Here is a 14,374-nt window from a genome sequence, read left to right as displayed (position 1 = left end):
AGAATTTTATTTACGATTTCAACAAATTTCGATAAAATAGGGTATTGTGCGACAAACTATAATTATCATTAAAGTAGGGATATAATGATTAATTCACGTTTAAATAAAAAAAGAAAAAGAAAGCTAAGAGGCTTCCGTGTGTTCATGCTCTTGCTCGTCCTCGTCTTATTGGGCGGCGGTACCTATTATGCTTATGATATTTTTAGCAGTGCCAAACAGGCTTCTCAAAAGATTTATCAAAAACTGAATGGGCAAACTGCTCATACAGATAATGTCCAGGTTACGAAGGATCCATTTAATGTGCTGCTTGTCGGGATTGACAGCCAGGGCGGCGGCCGCGGAAGATCCGATGTTCTCATGCTGGTAACGATTAACCCGCAGACAAAGGAAGTCTATGAAGTTAGCATACCGCGTGACACGCGCCTTTATATACCTGATGCCGGCAAGAAAACGAAAATTACAAGTTCCTATTCTTATGGCGGAATTGATACAACAATAGGTGCTGTTAATAAATTATTGGATGTTCCAATAGACTATTATATCTCGACAAACTTTCAAGGCTTTGAAGATATCGTCGACACCTTGGATGGCGTAAAAGTCGATGTACCGTTTACTTTTAAGGCCATGTTAACGAAAAGCCTTACGTGGAAAACCTATCATAAAGGCGAAATGTATTTAAACGGAAATGAAGCTCTTGCATATGTCCGCATGAGAAAAAGCGACCCACTAGGTGACCATGGACGAAATGTTCGCCAGCAGCAAGTAATAAAAGCAGTCATCGACAAAGGAACATCATTCAGTTCGATTTCGAAGATTGACGATGTACTCTCGGATCTTGGGGATAATGTAAAGACAAATATTCCTCCTTCCAAATTTGCTAGTTTCGTAAGGCTTTATTCACAAATTAAAGACACAAAGATTAATAGTCTTAAAATTGATGGACAGGATGAACTCATTAACGAGGCTTACTATTATATTCCTGACCAGGATTCAATCGATAAAATCCATTCAACGCTGCTTCGCACCTTGGAAAAAGTACTGTCAGCGACAATACTAACACCAATTCCGACGACAGCAGCTCGGATAACCAATAACGCAAAAAGCTTTGCCAATTTAATTTGGCAAAGCTTTTTTTCTATTTTAAAATAGTTTCATAGATCTTTTTCCATAAAAAGGATGATTATATAGAACTTTATTCCGATTGGAAAGTTTGGCATATTCCGCTAAAATAGGCAAGAAAGAAAAAAATTTGTCGATGGAGGGTTAACGTGAAAAAAATCATAGCTTCTTCGGTCCTTGCCACAACTGTTCTGTTTCCTGTCCTCGTAAATGCCGAAGAATTTCCGCAAAATTATACCACTGTCCAAAAGGTAGAAATCCACAAAGGGGCTACCTTAAGCTATCCTGTCGTGACTTCTATTAATTCCGGCCAAAAGGTAACTGCAATTGATGAATTCACCAATACTTCGGGTGAATTATGGTATAGATTAGCAATTGGCGACCTTAAAGGATGGGCAAAAGCTGATCAATTGAACAAAGTGAGTGCTTCCATCATCCCGGCAGGTCAAAATGCCGTCGTAGTTCAAACCTCTGCTGCAATCCGCAGAGGCGCAACAAGTTCTTATGCCATTGTGAAATCCGTCGCTAAAGGCCAAACGGTCAAAGTGCTGGCAAATGTCACTAATAGCGCCAAAGAATTATGGTACCAGGTTGAAAAGGATGGTATTAAAGGATGGGTTAAGGCTGAGCAATTAGGCCCTGTTACAGCAAGCACCACCCTAATACCGAATGGTCAATACGGAACTGTCGTCCAAAGCTCTGCTGCAATTCGCAAAGGCGCGACAAGCTCTTATGTAATCGTTAAAACGGTATCTAAAGATCAGACTGTCAAAGTGATTGGCAATTTTAAAAATAGCTTGCATGAACAATGGTACCAGGTTGAAAAGGATGGTATTAAAGGATGGATGATCGGATCTGCCCTAAAACAGGCTGCACTTCCGCCTGCGCCAGCAACAGATACCGCACTTCCTGAGATCGGATCCTATGTTTACAGCCAATTAAACGGGCTCGAAGCTCGCCGTGGAGCAGCACTTTCATATGCGAAAGTGGCTACATTAAGTGTAAATCAAAAGGTCATGGTCACACATCAGTATGTAAGCAGCACGGGAGAAGCATGGGTTAAGGTACAAATTACCCCTACCCTGGCTGGCTGGGTTCCTGCGGCTAATATTAGTGACACGCAATCTATTAATCTCAATCTTTATGTAACAGCTGATTCAGCAAATTTAAGAAGCGGTGCATCCATGGATGACTCGATTGTGGGACAGACTCCTAAAGGCTCAACACTTAAAGCCGTTTCTCAAAAAAGCGATCCTGACGGAGATATCTGGTATAAAGTCGTGATGAATGATGGCACATTTGCCTGGGTTGCTGGATCTGTTGTTTCGAAGCAGGCTCCTGCCCTATCTTCCTTGTATGTCGCGACAAGAAACACGAATCTTTATTCAGGCGCATCCACCCAATATAAAGTAAAACAAAAGCTAGCCTTTTTAAGTAAAGTAACAGTTTTAAAGGAATTCACGAATTCCCTTGATCAAACCTGGGTGAATATAAAAACGTCTGCCGGTGTAACAGGCTGGACGCCTAAAAAAGAATTAGTTTCATCAAAAAGCGAAATTCATTATGTATACGCCATGAATAAAGCTGCGGTAAGACGAGGCGCTTCCGTAAAATATGCAGTAAATGCTTCTTTAAAAGAAAATGAATCCATCATGGTTTTGAATGAGCTGAATGGCTGGCTGAACGTGGAAACCTCTACAGGTATACGCGGCTGGGTGGACAAATCGCTTACTTCCCCTGTTTCGTTAAAAAGGCTGATTACACCTTACACGGAAACGGTCGATGGCGACCAGTACCTAAACTGGAAAAAACCTTATAATTATAAGTTTACTTATACAGCCCTTTCCGGCAACCGATTAAAGCTGACAGGCGGTTTTACAGACATTGAGCTTCCATCTTTTATCGTTCCTGGCATAAAGTCAGTCGAAGCATTGCCATTAAGCTCTACGGAAAAATCACTGATTATTACGTTTGAACCAGGCTATACGTTTACACTCCGTAATTTTGCGGATAAAGTGTCGGTTAAAGTAGTTCCTACAGGGATTGCTGGCAAGAAAATCATCATTGATGCTGGCCATGGCGGAAAAGATACGGGAGCAATCGGCGAAAGGCCTTCGTGAAAAAGATGCGAATCTCGGAACTGCCCTGCTTTTAAAAGCAGAGCTTGAGAAATACGGGGCAATTGTAAAGATGACTCGTTCAACAGATATTTTCCTTGAATTATCGGAACGTACGTTTATAGCAAATTCATCCGATTTTGATGCGTTTATCAGTGTTCATTCAGATTCTCTTAATACTACTGCTACCGGATCAACAAGCTATTATAATACGTCCGTAAATTTCAACGGCCAAGAAGCAAAGCAATGGCAAATTCGATTCAGGATAAACTTATCGACTCATTGGGCACCTATGACAGAGGCGTGAAGGAACAGGATTTCTATGTAAATAGAATGAATGCCCTTCCTAGCGTTCTAGTTGAAATGGCCTACATTTCAAACCCAAACGAAGAGACACTTTTACGTTCGACAACTTTTAGACAAAAAGTCGCAACAGGAATCCGTAAAGGTTTAGAGGAGTATTTTAACAATTTCTAAAAATCTACGAATCTATTCCTTGAATGTAAAATATATGGTAATCTACTAGAGGTAAAGATTCGGGTACTATATTTTTACCCGAATCTTTTTTTCTAAAACTGAAATTGCGATACTAATTTATGGAATTATTTATTTTAATAGAAAAAAACCATCCAGGGGGCTAAAAACGTATGAACCGATCAAAAAAGGCAATTATTGCAGGTGCAATCGCAGTAGGCATTGGATCAGGAGCAGTACTGTTTACACCAGGCGGAAGTAATGCAGCAGGAAATGTGGTATTGGCGAGCGTCGATTGGGTAACATCCCAAATCAATCCCATGAAAACAAAAATGACTGCTTTGGAAACAAAGCTTGCCAGCCAGCAGCAGGAAATCGATAGTCTTCGTGCACAAATCAACAACAACCCTCCGGCTACTCCTCCAACAGAGGGACAATTGCCGTCAGTTGTATATACGGTTAATGCTTCTGCACCTATCCGGTCCGGTGCCTCAACCAACTATAAAATCATCGCAGCCAAACCAAAGGGCACAGCATTAAAAGTAATTGATTCTGTTAAACTATCAACAGGGGTATGGTACAGGGTTGAGCTTTCCTCCACTTTAAAGGGTTGGATACTTGCAACAGATATAACAGTTAATAAGCCTTCTACAGTCGCGCCAACTCAGGTTTACATTAAGATCAACGCTATTGTCCGCCGCGGTGCTTCAACTTCCTATCCAGCTGTTGATAGCATTCCAGCGGGAAAAACGGTTAAATATGTAGGCTCATTCACGAATACAAAAGGTGAAACCTGGTATAACGTTGTAACATCATCAGGAGTAAAAGGATGGATGTTAAGCAGTTTGGGCGAGGTGAGATAATTGAAAAAAGTTTACTCGCTCATCTGCTTTTTGATTTTATTATTGGCCTTTCCCCTGCAAGTGACGCAGCGGAGCCGGTTCAATATCCTGATGAGGTGAATGTTTCAGTCTATCTTTCCAGCAGTTTTCCCATGCTGTTAAACGGCACCTACCAGCTTGTAAGCAAAGATACGAACCAGACTACTGTGATACCACCAAATACGACCATTACAATTAAAAAAGCAACTAACGGCATTACGGTCAGCTATACAGGCTTTAGCCAGACCTCTGCCAAGGGCTTCGACTTGCAGGAATTGCGCGGAACCTCCAAGCTGGCTGTTTTTACAATGGATACCGAAATGAAAAGAGGCGCCTCCTCCAACTATGAAACAGTGAAGGTTTTCAAAGCAGGAGAGAGTGCCGACTATATTGATCCACCTTTCACCAACTCAGACGGCCAGACATGGTATAAGGTGTCCTCTGGCAGCTTATCGGGATGGGTGCCGTTTACATGGGTCAATTTAATTGATGCACCATCGCTAGCTTTAGCAAAGGTAAACAATAACCTGACGTACCGGGGCAGCTTCTTTCTGAAGCCAAATGGCAGCAAAACAGAGCTAATCAATATTCTCGATATGGAGGATTATCTGAAGGGTGTCGTACCGAGCGAAATGCCTGCCTCCTGGCCGAAGGAAGCCTTAAAAGCGCAAGCAATCGCGGCAAGAAGCTATGCAGCCAATATGCTTATGCTGACAAGTACCGCTACAAGCCAGGTTTACCGAGGCTATACAGGTGAAGACAGCCGTACGAATCAAGCAATTCAGGAAACGGACGGCTTGCTCGTAAAATACAACGGCAAACCGATTCAGGCTTTCTTCTTTTCAACAAGCGGCGGCAGAACTGCCAATGTCAGCGATGTATGGAACTCAGACCAAAAGTATTTCCCGTATCTTGCAGCGGTAGACGATCCATATGAATCATCTAAGTATTCAAATTGGACCCAAACCGTCCCTGCCGCAACAATCCTGAAATCATTTGGTTTTTCTTCCGATACATTACTTAATGATATTACCGTTTCAAAAACGGGAGCAAACGGTCCTGAGGTTCGGGGAATTACCGTTAAAACTTCAAAAGGTGATAAAACGATCACAGGAAATGAATCGGAAATCCGAAAGCTGTTTCCTTCGTCTGATAGCAGTGTGTATAATATGCTTTTCTCTAACTGGTTTAGCCTCCAGACAACAAAGGAACAAGCGGATCTTTCCGCACAAACCTCCACTGGCACAGTTAGCATTGATACAGTAAAAGGCCAGACGGTCCAAACAGCCAGCAGCAAAATCACAGTGAGTGATTCAAATGTCCAGATTCAAACCGCCAATGGTATCGTAAGCTCAGAAGGCAATAACATTGCGACGATTACTGTTTCCGGAAAAGGCTGGGGCCACCGCATCGGAATGAGCCAGTACGGCGCCAAAGGTTATGCTGAACATGGATATACAGCAGAACAAATCATCACTCATTACTTTACAGGAACAACGGTTTCGAAATAATAGTGAATGGAGAACCGGGCTGGTGGCAGCCCGGTTCTTTTTTTGCATTAAATTCAGTGGCGGGCTCCGTTCGTTTTCTCGCGGGTTTTAGTGTTTTTCTCGCGGGTTTTTTGATTTATTTCGCGGACTTTTTCATTTTTCTCGCGCGTTTTAAGAATAATCTCGCGGGATTCACCCGTTATTTCGCGGCAAGCCCTTTAAAGAACGGTTACCCCTGGGCCTGGGTTCCATCCTCCCTTATTTCGGAAGCCCGGTCCACGTTTTGGCATCATCCCCTCCCGACCGCGCCATTTTTATCAAAACCCTGACGGCCTAAAGCCGGAAGGGCAGCAAATTGTCATGAAACAAAGGGAGACCACATGCTTTTTAATAAGCGCAATCCGTTTTATCGCCGGTTTTGTGGTTTTTCTCGCGGGTTTTTAGTTTAATCTCGCGGACTTTTTCATTTTTCTCGCGCGTCTTAAGAATAATCTCGCGGGATTCACCCTTTATTTCGCCTCGCACCCTTCAAAGGATCGATTACCCCTGGCCTGGGTTCCATCATCCCTTATTTCGGAAGCCCGGCCCACGTTTTGGCATCATCCCCTCCCGACCGCGCCATTTTTATCAAAACCCTGACGGCCTAAAGCCGGAGGGGCAGCAAATCGTCATGAAACAGGGGGCGACCACCTGCTTTTTAAAGGGAGCAATCCATTTTCTCGCCGGTTTTAGTGTTTTTCTCGCGGGTTTTTTGATTAATTTCGCGGACTTTTTCATTTTTCTCGCGCGTTTAAAGAATAATCTCGCCGGATTCACCCTTTATTTCGCGGCAAGCCCTTTAAAGGATCGATTACCCCTGGCATAGGTTCCATCCTCCCTTATTTCGGAAGCTCGGCTCACGTATTGGCATCATCCCCTCCTGACCGGGCCTTTTTTATCAAAACCCTGACGGCCTAAAGCCGGAAGGGCAGCAAATCGTCCTGAAACAGGGGGGCGACCACCTGCTTTTTAAAGGGAACAATCCATTTTCTCGCCGGTTTTAGTGTTTTTCTCGCGGGTTTTTAGTTTAATCTCGCGGACTTTTTCATTTTTCTCGCGCGTTTCAGAAATAATCTCGCGGGATTGACCCTTTATTTCGCAGCAAGCCCTTTAAAGGATCGATTACCCTTGGCGTAGGTTCCATCCTCCCTTATTTCGGAAGCTCGGCTCACGTATTGGCATCATCCCCTCCTGACCGGCGCCTTTTTTATCAAAACCCTGACGGCCTAAAGCCGGAGGGGCAGAAAATCGTCATGAAATAGGGTGCGACCACATGCTTTTTAAAGGACTACATTCGTTTTCTCGCCGGTTTTGTGGTTTTTCTCGTGGGTTTCTTGATTTATCTCGCGGACTATCTTCTTTTTCTCGCGCGTCTTAAGAATAATCTCGCGGGATTCACCCGTTATTTCGCGGCAAACCTTTTTCTCGAAATAAAAACAGCCTGTCCCCCTATAGGAACAGGCTGCCTATTATGCTCGGCCTTTTCCTTCTCAGCACTGCTTACTTGCTGCAGAAGGTCATCGACGATCTTTTTCCATGAGTATTGCTCGATAGCCAGCTTGCGGCCATTTTCACACATAATCTGGTATTCTTCCTCTGGAACTGCCAGCAGCTCCTTAACTGCAGCTGCAATGCCTTTCTTATTTTCAGGAGGAGCAATTTTACCACAATTATATTCTTCAAGAATAGAGGCACTTTCACCTTCACCGCAGTACAGGACAGGCGTCCCGGACGAAAGTGCTGGGAAAATCTTGGATGGGCGTGCACCTTTGAATAGTTCAATATTTCGCAACGAAACGACGCTGTAATCAGCGATTGAGAACATTCTTGGCATCTCGGAAACTGGAACCGAACCGTAGAAGGTTACATTATGCAAGCCGAGCTCTTCGACCATCCCGAGAAGCTTCTCGCGCTCTTGGCCATCTCCGACAAACAGGAAGTGTGCCTCCGGATGAGTGTCCTTTAACAATGAAGCAGCTTCAAGCACGGAATCGAGTCCCTGTGCGTAACCAAGTGTTCCACCGTACATAAATACCTTCTTGCCTTCGAGCCCGAGCTCTTTGATTAACGCAGTATCCTTTGGCAGCGGGGAAAAAGTATCCGTATTGACCCCATTCGGTAACAAGAACACATCCTCTGCCTTCTTCCCCTTACGAATCATATACTCTCTTATCCCGTCTGTAGCAGTAGCGATTTTCCAAGATTTTTTATACAAAAATAACTCGAGCCATTCCGCCATGCGGATGAAGCTTTTATTATTTAAAATCCCAAGCTCTACTGCTGATTCCGGCCAGATATCCGCGACATTGAATACAAACTTCGCCCTTTTCATCTTAGCGCCAAGATACCCGGTGATCCCGAGGAACAGCGGCGGCGAGTTGCAGATAATGACATCCGTCGGCTTTGCCTTAATAATCGAATAAAATGAACTGAAGGTAAACGAAAAATAGGAAACCAGCCGCTTCCAAAAGCTTCCCTTCGGTGACGGATAAATCCATGAACGATGGACCGGAATGCCATCCCAATTTTCAAATAAGTAGAACATGCCCTTATACTCATCCGGGATGACTCCCTTTGGATGGTGGGGGAATGCTGTAAGTACTTCCACCTGGTGCCCCCGGTTTATTAGTTCTTTACTTACTTCATAAACACGAATCTGGGGAGCACCCGTTTCAGGCGGAAAATGCTGGCATAAATAAATCAATTTCATTTGCCTGACTCCATAACTTCTATAGAATTTGTTTTAAATAATTTTCTAGCTTTCGCCTTAAATCCTCGCGCTTCATGGCGTAATCAATCGTTGCCTGCAGGAATCCAAACTTGTCCCCTACATCATAGCGGTTGCCTTTTAAAATATAGGAATAAATGGATTCTTCCTCAAGCAGCTTATCGATAGCATCTGTAAGCTGGATTTCTCCCTTTTTATCAGGACCGATCTGCTCTAGCTTTTCAAAAATCGCAGGTGTCAAAATATAACGGCCCACAATTGCCTGTGTCGATGGAGCATCTTCAACTGCCGGCTTCTCAACCAGGCTCTTTACCTTATATAATTCACCAGTCTGTTCAGAATAATTAACAATTCCGTACTTATCTGTCTCAGAACGCGGAACCTCATTGCATCCAAGGATGGATGACTGTACTTCGTTATACTGATCCATCATCTGCTTAAGAGCCGGAACCTCGCTGTCGACGATATCATCGCCAAGCAAAACGGCAAATGGCTCATTGCCGATAAACTTCTTTGCGCATAACACGGCATGCCCTAGGCGAAGTGGCTCCTTCTGGCGCACATAATGAATATCAACCATATTGGAAATGTTCTCAACAAGCTCCAGCATATCGTGCTTACCTGACTTTTCGAGGAGTGTTTCTAATTCAAACGACTTATCGAAATGGTCCTCGATTGCCCGCTTATTGCGTCCTGTAACAATGATGATATCCTCAATTCCAGATTGGACCGCTTCCTCAATGATGTATTGAATGGTCGGTTTATCAACAATCGGCAGCATTTCTTTCGGCTGTGCCTTTGTTGCCGGAAGGAAGCGTGTGCCTAAGCCGGCAGCAGGAATAACTGCTTTTCTAATCATGATTTCATCCCCTTATTCAAGGTTTGCTCGTATAGTTCTAACATGCCATTGGCATTGTCGATCCAATCATAATGTTCCTTCACATGCTGGATGCCGTTCTTCCCCATTTCAGCGCGGACCTCCGGGTTCTCAACCAGCTTTAAAAAGGCAGCAGCCAATTGCTCCGGATTTTCCTTTGGAACAACATAGCCTGTTTTACCTTCAATCACAACCTCCGGCAATCCGCCCACATTCGAAACGACGACAGGGACACCGCAGGCCATTGCTTCAACTGCCGCTACTCCAAAGCTTTCGCTATCCTCGGTTGATGGTACGGCAAAAATGTCCATCTTATTAATATAATCAGGGACTTCATTATTGGGAACTCTGCCTGTAAAAGTCGTTACATCGGCAATCCCTAAACTCGCAGCGAGCTGTTCATACTCTGCCCTCTGCGGACCGTCACCAACAATCAGCAGCTTGGAGTCACTGTAGGAAGTATGGATTTTAGCGAACGCCTTGATCAAATCGGCGATCCCATACTTATCAGACAGCGCTTTAACGGTTCCAAATGTCAGCCCCGATGTCCTTGCGGCTGCTCCATCGGGTTTAAATCTGCTCAGATCAACGCCAAATGGAGTGACATAAATATTTTTATCGGTATACTTATTTGTTTCTACTGCCATCACATGGCTTGTAGAACAAATCACATCGGCCTTTTAAGCACATACTCGACTATTTTTCGATTGATGCTTCCCTGCTGTGGGAATTGGAAAATATCCCTTCCCCAAACGGACAAATAATACGTATGGTAATTGGCCAGCGCGCCAGCCAGTCCATAGCTCGACACATAATGTGCATGAAGGATATCCGGCTTGTATTGCCTTAAGATCTTTTTAAGCGCAAATCCGCTCGAAAAATAAGATAATTTCCCGGGTAATAGCTTAGGAAGCTGAACTGTGTCGACTTCCTCGGCATTCTCTGCCGAATAATGGTCGGGAAATGTTACTACCTTCACGTCGATGCCTTTATTTTTGTAAAAAAGAGCCCATTTATGAGTATGGATTGATTTACTGGGTGCTAATAATAGTACTTTCATAGATCCTCCTCTAACAGGCTTTCCTTGATTTTCTCGACTCTTGCCATCCAGGAATGCTTGGCATTAAAGGTTGCCTGGATATTACTTCTGTATAGATTGGCTTCCACGCTCATTTGCGTAATCGCCTCAGCCATCGAAACAGGGTTATCATCGCAGATGATTCCATACTGATCCGTTTCGATTATATCCTTTTGTGCTTCACAATTAGTTGCAACAACTGGAAGCTCATTCGATAAATACTCAACCAGCTTCACAGGCACTGAAAAATCATTATACGTGCTCTTGTATCTTGGGATAAACGCGAAGTCCATCTCCGCGTAAAGTTCATTCAATGCTTTACCACTTATATGCTTAACAGAAACGTGCAAATCGGAGAGGCGCTGCTTTTTATCCTCTGGAAGCTTACTATATTCGTCTTCGCGGCACACGACCGTCAAATCGCACACCTTTTCCTCTTTATTTGCAATTTTCAGTGCATCAAGCAAAAGGAATAAGCCGTAATCTTCATTATTGATTCCGCCCACGTATAAACCATTCGAAACGGATTGTTCTTTTTTAGCCGCTCGTTCATGGGTTTCTTCTGCAGCCCCACCAGGCGGAAGCGCTACTTTTTCTTTGCTTATATTCACGTATCTGCCCATGGCATCACTTGGAAGGAAAATCACCTTGCAGTACTTTTCGTAAAATTTCTCTTCCAGCCTGTAAATGCTCTGCATGACTGACTTTTTCAAGCCCTTTAATGGGTACAGCTCGTCAAACTTCCAATAAACGTCACGATAAAACACGCCGGTCGGCACATTTTTCTTTTTCAAAAACTTCATGACCTTTGAGTCAATAAACGGTTTTTTCGGAATATGCCCCGGATCGGTCAGCCAGAATGGAATCGTCTGATTTTCCATATAACAGAATAAAAGGTTATCGAGCTTTCCTTCCGCCATCCATTTTTCAAACTGAATGGACCTTTCCGTAGAATGGCCGGACAGCAGCAGGATTTCAATTCCATTCATCTGGCCCCATTCTTTAAAGGCACTATAAATCTTTTTCGGGCGGAGCTTGGAGCCGCTATTAGCATTTTCAGCGAGCTGGAATGGGTAATAGAGTAAAACTGATTTCATTTTTCTTCTCCTTATGTTCCTATTCTTGACCTTCGCTTGCGCCAAAACTCAAACAGATCCATTCTTAACCGAATAAAGACCAGAATTCCGACGAACAAACCGGTAATTAGCAGCCAAATTGGATTGAACAAGAAGTCGGTAAAGCCGCCAACAAGCGTCCTTGGTATATTGATTGAAAAGTATATAAACAGCGAAAGATAAACAGGATTTTTCGGAAGCCTGATAAACGTGATATACATAATCTGTACGAGTATCGCGACATAAAAGGTTCCAGCCATAATTCCGATATATCCAAAATTCGCATAAGCTTCGGCAATAAATAAGGTGTTCAATACCCCGGCAGTACCTTCTGTTACCTTCTCAGGAAAGACCTTTTCCATAACCAGTCTTGCTGACCGCACCTGCTCACGATCAAAGAGGTGAAGCAGAGTCGATGGCAGTGTTTGACCATGCAGGAAAGGAATTTTAGCCGGGAATGCATCGAAATGCAAAAAGGTTGGTGCAATTTGTGCAAAAATCATTCTGCCAATCGGCGGAGTTAAAGTTCAGATAGGATTCCAAATCAGTAACCCCTTGAACATATACATACATAGTGATTAAAAGAACCGCACCTGCCGTACCCCAAATAGATAGCTTTTTCCAAGTAAAACGAATGTTTCCGATATATAGCTTCAATAGCAAAAACATGATGAAGTAAAAGAAAATAGGCGATTTCGCTAAATCATAAATATTAATTAATATTGCACCAGCAAACAAAGCAAGAAAGAGAAGTATCCACTTTGGATCCCTCGTTTTTACTGAATAAACATAGGCAATCAACGAGAGGATCGGTGTCAATGCAATCGCGAAAATATTCCTGATCAATACATTTCCGCCAAAATGCCGCTGTGCTTCAATTCTCAATTCTCCCGGTGACATATCCGTCCTTCTAAGGACAATCTCCAGGATCGGTAGGTGGGCAGTTTTCAGCATCGTGTACGCAACGGCTGCCAATGAGATAAACGAAATAATCGAAAACAGCAGAAAAAATTCATTTTTCTTCGAAAAAGGAAGAACAATATCTTTCTTCAGGTACTCGTCAAACTCATTTTTCGCATCAAAGCCGGCAATCTTGGAAACCAGGAAGGCGACTAATGGGAAGAAGAGCAGTACAAAGCTAATTGCATAGAATCCTACGTAGCGATTCTCGTCAAAAACAAGCCTGTTAATCATGTAATAATCATCAATCCCCATCGCGATAAACAGCGTGCCGATATAACTGGAGATGAGGAAGGAATAATAAAAAATAATTGAGTTTAAGTTAGGCTTTAAAAGAGACAGGGTTCCAGCTGTCTTTTTAAAAAAGTAGATAGAACCCGTCAATATGATCAGCCATAAAAGAAGATAGAGCATAGCCGCCCACCTTTATCTTTTTTCAATGATTTGGACAATTTTCTCAGATGCCTTGCCGTCGCCGAATACAGCCTTATAAGACGGATTAACGTTTTTATTAATGGCATCAAGAATTTTTTCAACGGATGTTCCAACAAGAATATTCGCATCTTCCTCAAGCGTTTCAACCCACTCTGTCTGCTCGCGGATTGTCACACATGGGACCTGCATGAAATATGCTTCCTTTTGAACGCCGCCTGAATCCGTAATGATCTTTTGAGCATTGGAAACAAGTGTAAGCATGTCCAGATAGCCAACTGGATCAATAACCTTCAAATTAGGAACGGCATCTAAATCCAGCCCGTAGGAAGCAAGCTTATGCTTCGTTCTTGGGTGCATCGGCCATACCTTTACTGTTTCAACCTTTGAGAATGCTTCAAGGATATTCTTCATATTCTGAAGATCATCCGTATTTTCAGCACGGTGGATCGTGATTAAATGGAAGCCCTTTTTCTCCAGCTCATTTGCAGCCAGAATTTCTGATTTTTCTTCAGCCAATTCACGATTATATAAAACGGCATCATACATCACATCGCCAATATTAAAAACGTTGTGCGTGATATTTTCGTTCTCGAGATTGTGAATCGCTGTATCTGTCGGGCAGAACAGGTACTCAGACACATGGTCTGTCATAATCCGGTTTACTTCCTCAGGCATCTTCTTATTGAAGCTTCTTAAGCCTGCTTCGATATGGATGACTGGTACATGGAGCTTAGCCGCAACCAAAGCACCTGCTAGCGTTGAATTAGTATCGCCGTACACCATTAGGTAATCCGGCTCTTCCTTTAGGACGATTTCTTCAATTTTTTGAAGCATTTCGCCCGTCTGCTTGCCGTGATTTCCAGAACCAACTGCCAGATGGTAATCAGGCTTCGGAATATTCAATTCTTCAAAGAAAATATCAGACATATTGGCATCGTAATGCTGTCCTGTATGGACAATAAGTTCAGTGTGGTTTTCACGCAATACGCGAGAAACCGGCGCTGCTTTAATAAATTGGGGTCTTGCCCCAAGAACCGTAATAATTTTCATGAATAGTCCTC

General features: G+C 43.3%; 14 protein-coding genes. 6 read left to right on the top strand and 8 right to left on the bottom strand.

Annotated features, from left to right (window positions below; genetic code table 11):
* The first annotated feature begins 84 nt into the window (after positions 1 to 84).
* The 6 genes from RCG23_RS14645 to RCG23_RS14620 all read left to right on the top strand — a co-directional run bounded on the left by RCG23_RS14645 (position 85) and on the right by RCG23_RS14620 (position 6,102).
* Positions 85 to 1,149: an LCP family protein gene (locus RCG23_RS14645; RefSeq protein ID WP_308176320.1), complete on the top strand. Its 1,065-nt coding sequence runs from the start codon at positions 85 to 87 to the stop codon at positions 1,147 to 1,149.
* A 119-nt stretch (positions 1,150 to 1,268) separates the two neighbouring features.
* A complete protein-coding gene (locus tag RCG23_RS14640; RefSeq protein WP_308176319.1) occupies positions 1,269 to 3,239 on the top strand; it encodes an SH3 domain-containing protein in 1,971 nt (656 codons plus the stop codon).
* Entirely contained in the window at positions 3,196 to 3,543 is a 348-nt protein-coding gene (locus tag RCG23_RS14635; protein WP_308176318.1) for an N-acetylmuramoyl-L-alanine amidase family protein, read from the top strand. The genes RCG23_RS14640 and RCG23_RS14635 overlap by 44 nt, the downstream gene beginning before the upstream one ends.
* Positions 3,483 to 3,713, top strand: a complete 231-nt coding sequence (locus tag RCG23_RS14630) for an N-acetylmuramoyl-L-alanine amidase family protein (RefSeq protein ID WP_308176317.1) — start codon at positions 3,483 to 3,485, stop codon at positions 3,711 to 3,713. Before RCG23_RS14635 ends, RCG23_RS14630 begins: the two co-directional genes overlap by 61 nt.
* A gap of 170 nt (positions 3,714 to 3,883) precedes the next feature.
* On the top strand, positions 3,884 to 4,573 hold the full coding sequence (locus RCG23_RS14625) for an SH3 domain-containing protein (protein ID WP_308176316.1): 690 nt from the start codon (positions 3,884 to 3,886) through the stop codon (positions 4,571 to 4,573).
* On the top strand, positions 4,540 to 6,102 hold the full coding sequence (locus RCG23_RS14620) for a SpoIID/LytB domain-containing protein (protein WP_308176315.1): 1,563 nt from the start codon (positions 4,540 to 4,542) through the stop codon (positions 6,100 to 6,102). Before RCG23_RS14625 ends, RCG23_RS14620 begins: the two co-directional genes overlap by 34 nt.
* Before the next feature lie 1,420 nt (positions 6,103 to 7,522).
* Here the strand turns inward: RCG23_RS14620 and RCG23_RS14615 are convergent.
* From RCG23_RS14615 to wecB, 8 genes are all read right to left on the bottom strand, one after another.
* Positions 7,523 to 8,830, bottom strand: a complete 1,308-nt coding sequence (locus RCG23_RS14615; RefSeq protein WP_308176314.1) for a glycosyltransferase family 4 protein — start codon at positions 8,828 to 8,830, stop codon at positions 7,523 to 7,525.
* A 19-nt stretch (positions 8,831 to 8,849) separates the two neighbouring features.
* A complete protein-coding gene (galU, locus tag RCG23_RS14610; protein WP_308176313.1) occupies positions 8,850 to 9,707 on the bottom strand; it encodes a UTP--glucose-1-phosphate uridylyltransferase GalU in 858 nt (285 codons plus the stop codon).
* Positions 9,704 to 10,396 (bottom strand): glycosyltransferase, encoded by a 693-nt coding sequence (locus RCG23_RS14605; RefSeq protein ID WP_308176312.1) that lies wholly within the window; start codon positions 10,394 to 10,396, stop codon positions 9,704 to 9,706. Before RCG23_RS14605 ends, galU begins: the two co-directional genes overlap by 4 nt.
* The gene (locus RCG23_RS14600) at positions 10,393 to 10,785 is read right to left on the bottom strand and encodes a glycosyltransferase (RefSeq protein WP_308176311.1); all 393 of its coding nucleotides are present in this window, start codon (positions 10,783 to 10,785) and stop codon (positions 10,393 to 10,395) included. Before RCG23_RS14600 ends, RCG23_RS14605 begins: the two co-directional genes overlap by 4 nt.
* Positions 10,782 to 11,900: a glycosyltransferase gene (locus RCG23_RS14595; protein WP_308176310.1), complete on the bottom strand. Its 1,119-nt coding sequence runs from the start codon at positions 11,898 to 11,900 to the stop codon at positions 10,782 to 10,784. Before RCG23_RS14595 ends, RCG23_RS14600 begins: the two co-directional genes overlap by 4 nt.
* A gap of 11 nt (positions 11,901 to 11,911) precedes the next feature.
* Positions 11,912 to 12,280, bottom strand: a complete 369-nt coding sequence (locus tag RCG23_RS14590; protein WP_308176309.1) for a hypothetical protein — start codon at positions 12,278 to 12,280, stop codon at positions 11,912 to 11,914.
* A gap of 85 nt (positions 12,281 to 12,365) precedes the next feature.
* Positions 12,366 to 13,292 (bottom strand): hypothetical protein, encoded by a 927-nt coding sequence (locus tag RCG23_RS14585; RefSeq protein WP_308176308.1) that lies wholly within the window; start codon positions 13,290 to 13,292, stop codon positions 12,366 to 12,368.
* A gap of 12 nt (positions 13,293 to 13,304) precedes the next feature.
* On the bottom strand, positions 13,305 to 14,363 hold the full coding sequence (wecB, locus tag RCG23_RS14580) for a non-hydrolyzing UDP-N-acetylglucosamine 2-epimerase (RefSeq protein WP_308176307.1): 1,059 nt from the start codon (positions 14,361 to 14,363) through the stop codon (positions 13,305 to 13,307).
* Between the last annotated feature and the right edge of the window lie 11 nt (positions 14,364 to 14,374).

Origin of the sequence: Neobacillus sp. PS3-34, from assembly GCF_030915465.1 — a bacterium.
In the GTDB taxonomy this organism is placed as follows: domain Bacteria; phylum Bacillota; class Bacilli; order Bacillales; family Cytobacillaceae; genus Neobacillus_A.
This window is presented reverse-complemented; position numbering and strand designations above follow the sequence as displayed.

What these genes read in the sequence shown, in the direction of transcription:
- RCG23_RS14585 (WP_308176308.1), bottom strand. Translation starts at nt 13,292, where the DNA reads ATGCTCTATCTTCTTTTATGGCTGATCATATTGACGGGTTCTATCTAC.
- galU (WP_308176313.1), bottom strand. Translation starts at nt 9,707, where the DNA reads ATGATTAGAAAAGCAGTTATTCCTGCTGCCGGCTTAGGCACACGCTTC.
- RCG23_RS14645 (WP_308176320.1), top strand. Translation starts at nt 85, where the DNA reads ATGATTAATTCACGTTTAAATAAAAAAAGAAAAAGAAAGCTAAGAGGC.
- RCG23_RS14635 (WP_308176318.1), top strand. Translation starts at nt 3,196, where the DNA reads ATGGCGGAAAAGATACGGGAGCAATCGGCGAAAGGCCTTCGTGAAAAA.
- RCG23_RS14600 (WP_308176311.1), bottom strand. Translation starts at nt 10,785, where the DNA reads ATGAAAGTACTATTATTAGCACCCAGTAAATCAATCCATACTCATAAA.
- RCG23_RS14620 (WP_308176315.1), top strand. Translation starts at nt 4,540, where the DNA reads ATGGATGTTAAGCAGTTTGGGCGAGGTGAGATAATTGAAAAAAGTTTA.
- RCG23_RS14595 (WP_308176310.1), bottom strand. Translation starts at nt 11,900, where the DNA reads ATGAAATCAGTTTTACTCTATTACCCATTCCAGCTCGCTGAAAATGCT.
- wecB (WP_308176307.1), bottom strand. Translation starts at nt 14,363, where the DNA reads ATGAAAATTATTACGGTTCTTGGGGCAAGACCCCAATTTATTAAAGCA.
- RCG23_RS14625 (WP_308176316.1), top strand. Translation starts at nt 3,884, where the DNA reads ATGAACCGATCAAAAAAGGCAATTATTGCAGGTGCAATCGCAGTAGGC.
- RCG23_RS14630 (WP_308176317.1), top strand. Translation starts at nt 3,483, where the DNA reads ATGGCAAATTCGATTCAGGATAAACTTATCGACTCATTGGGCACCTAT.
- RCG23_RS14590 (WP_308176309.1), bottom strand. Translation starts at nt 12,280, where the DNA reads ATGGAAAAGGTCTTTCCTGAGAAGGTAACAGAAGGTACTGCCGGGGTA.
- RCG23_RS14615 (WP_308176314.1), bottom strand. Translation starts at nt 8,830, where the DNA reads ATGAAATTGATTTATTTATGCCAGCATTTTCCGCCTGAAACGGGTGCT.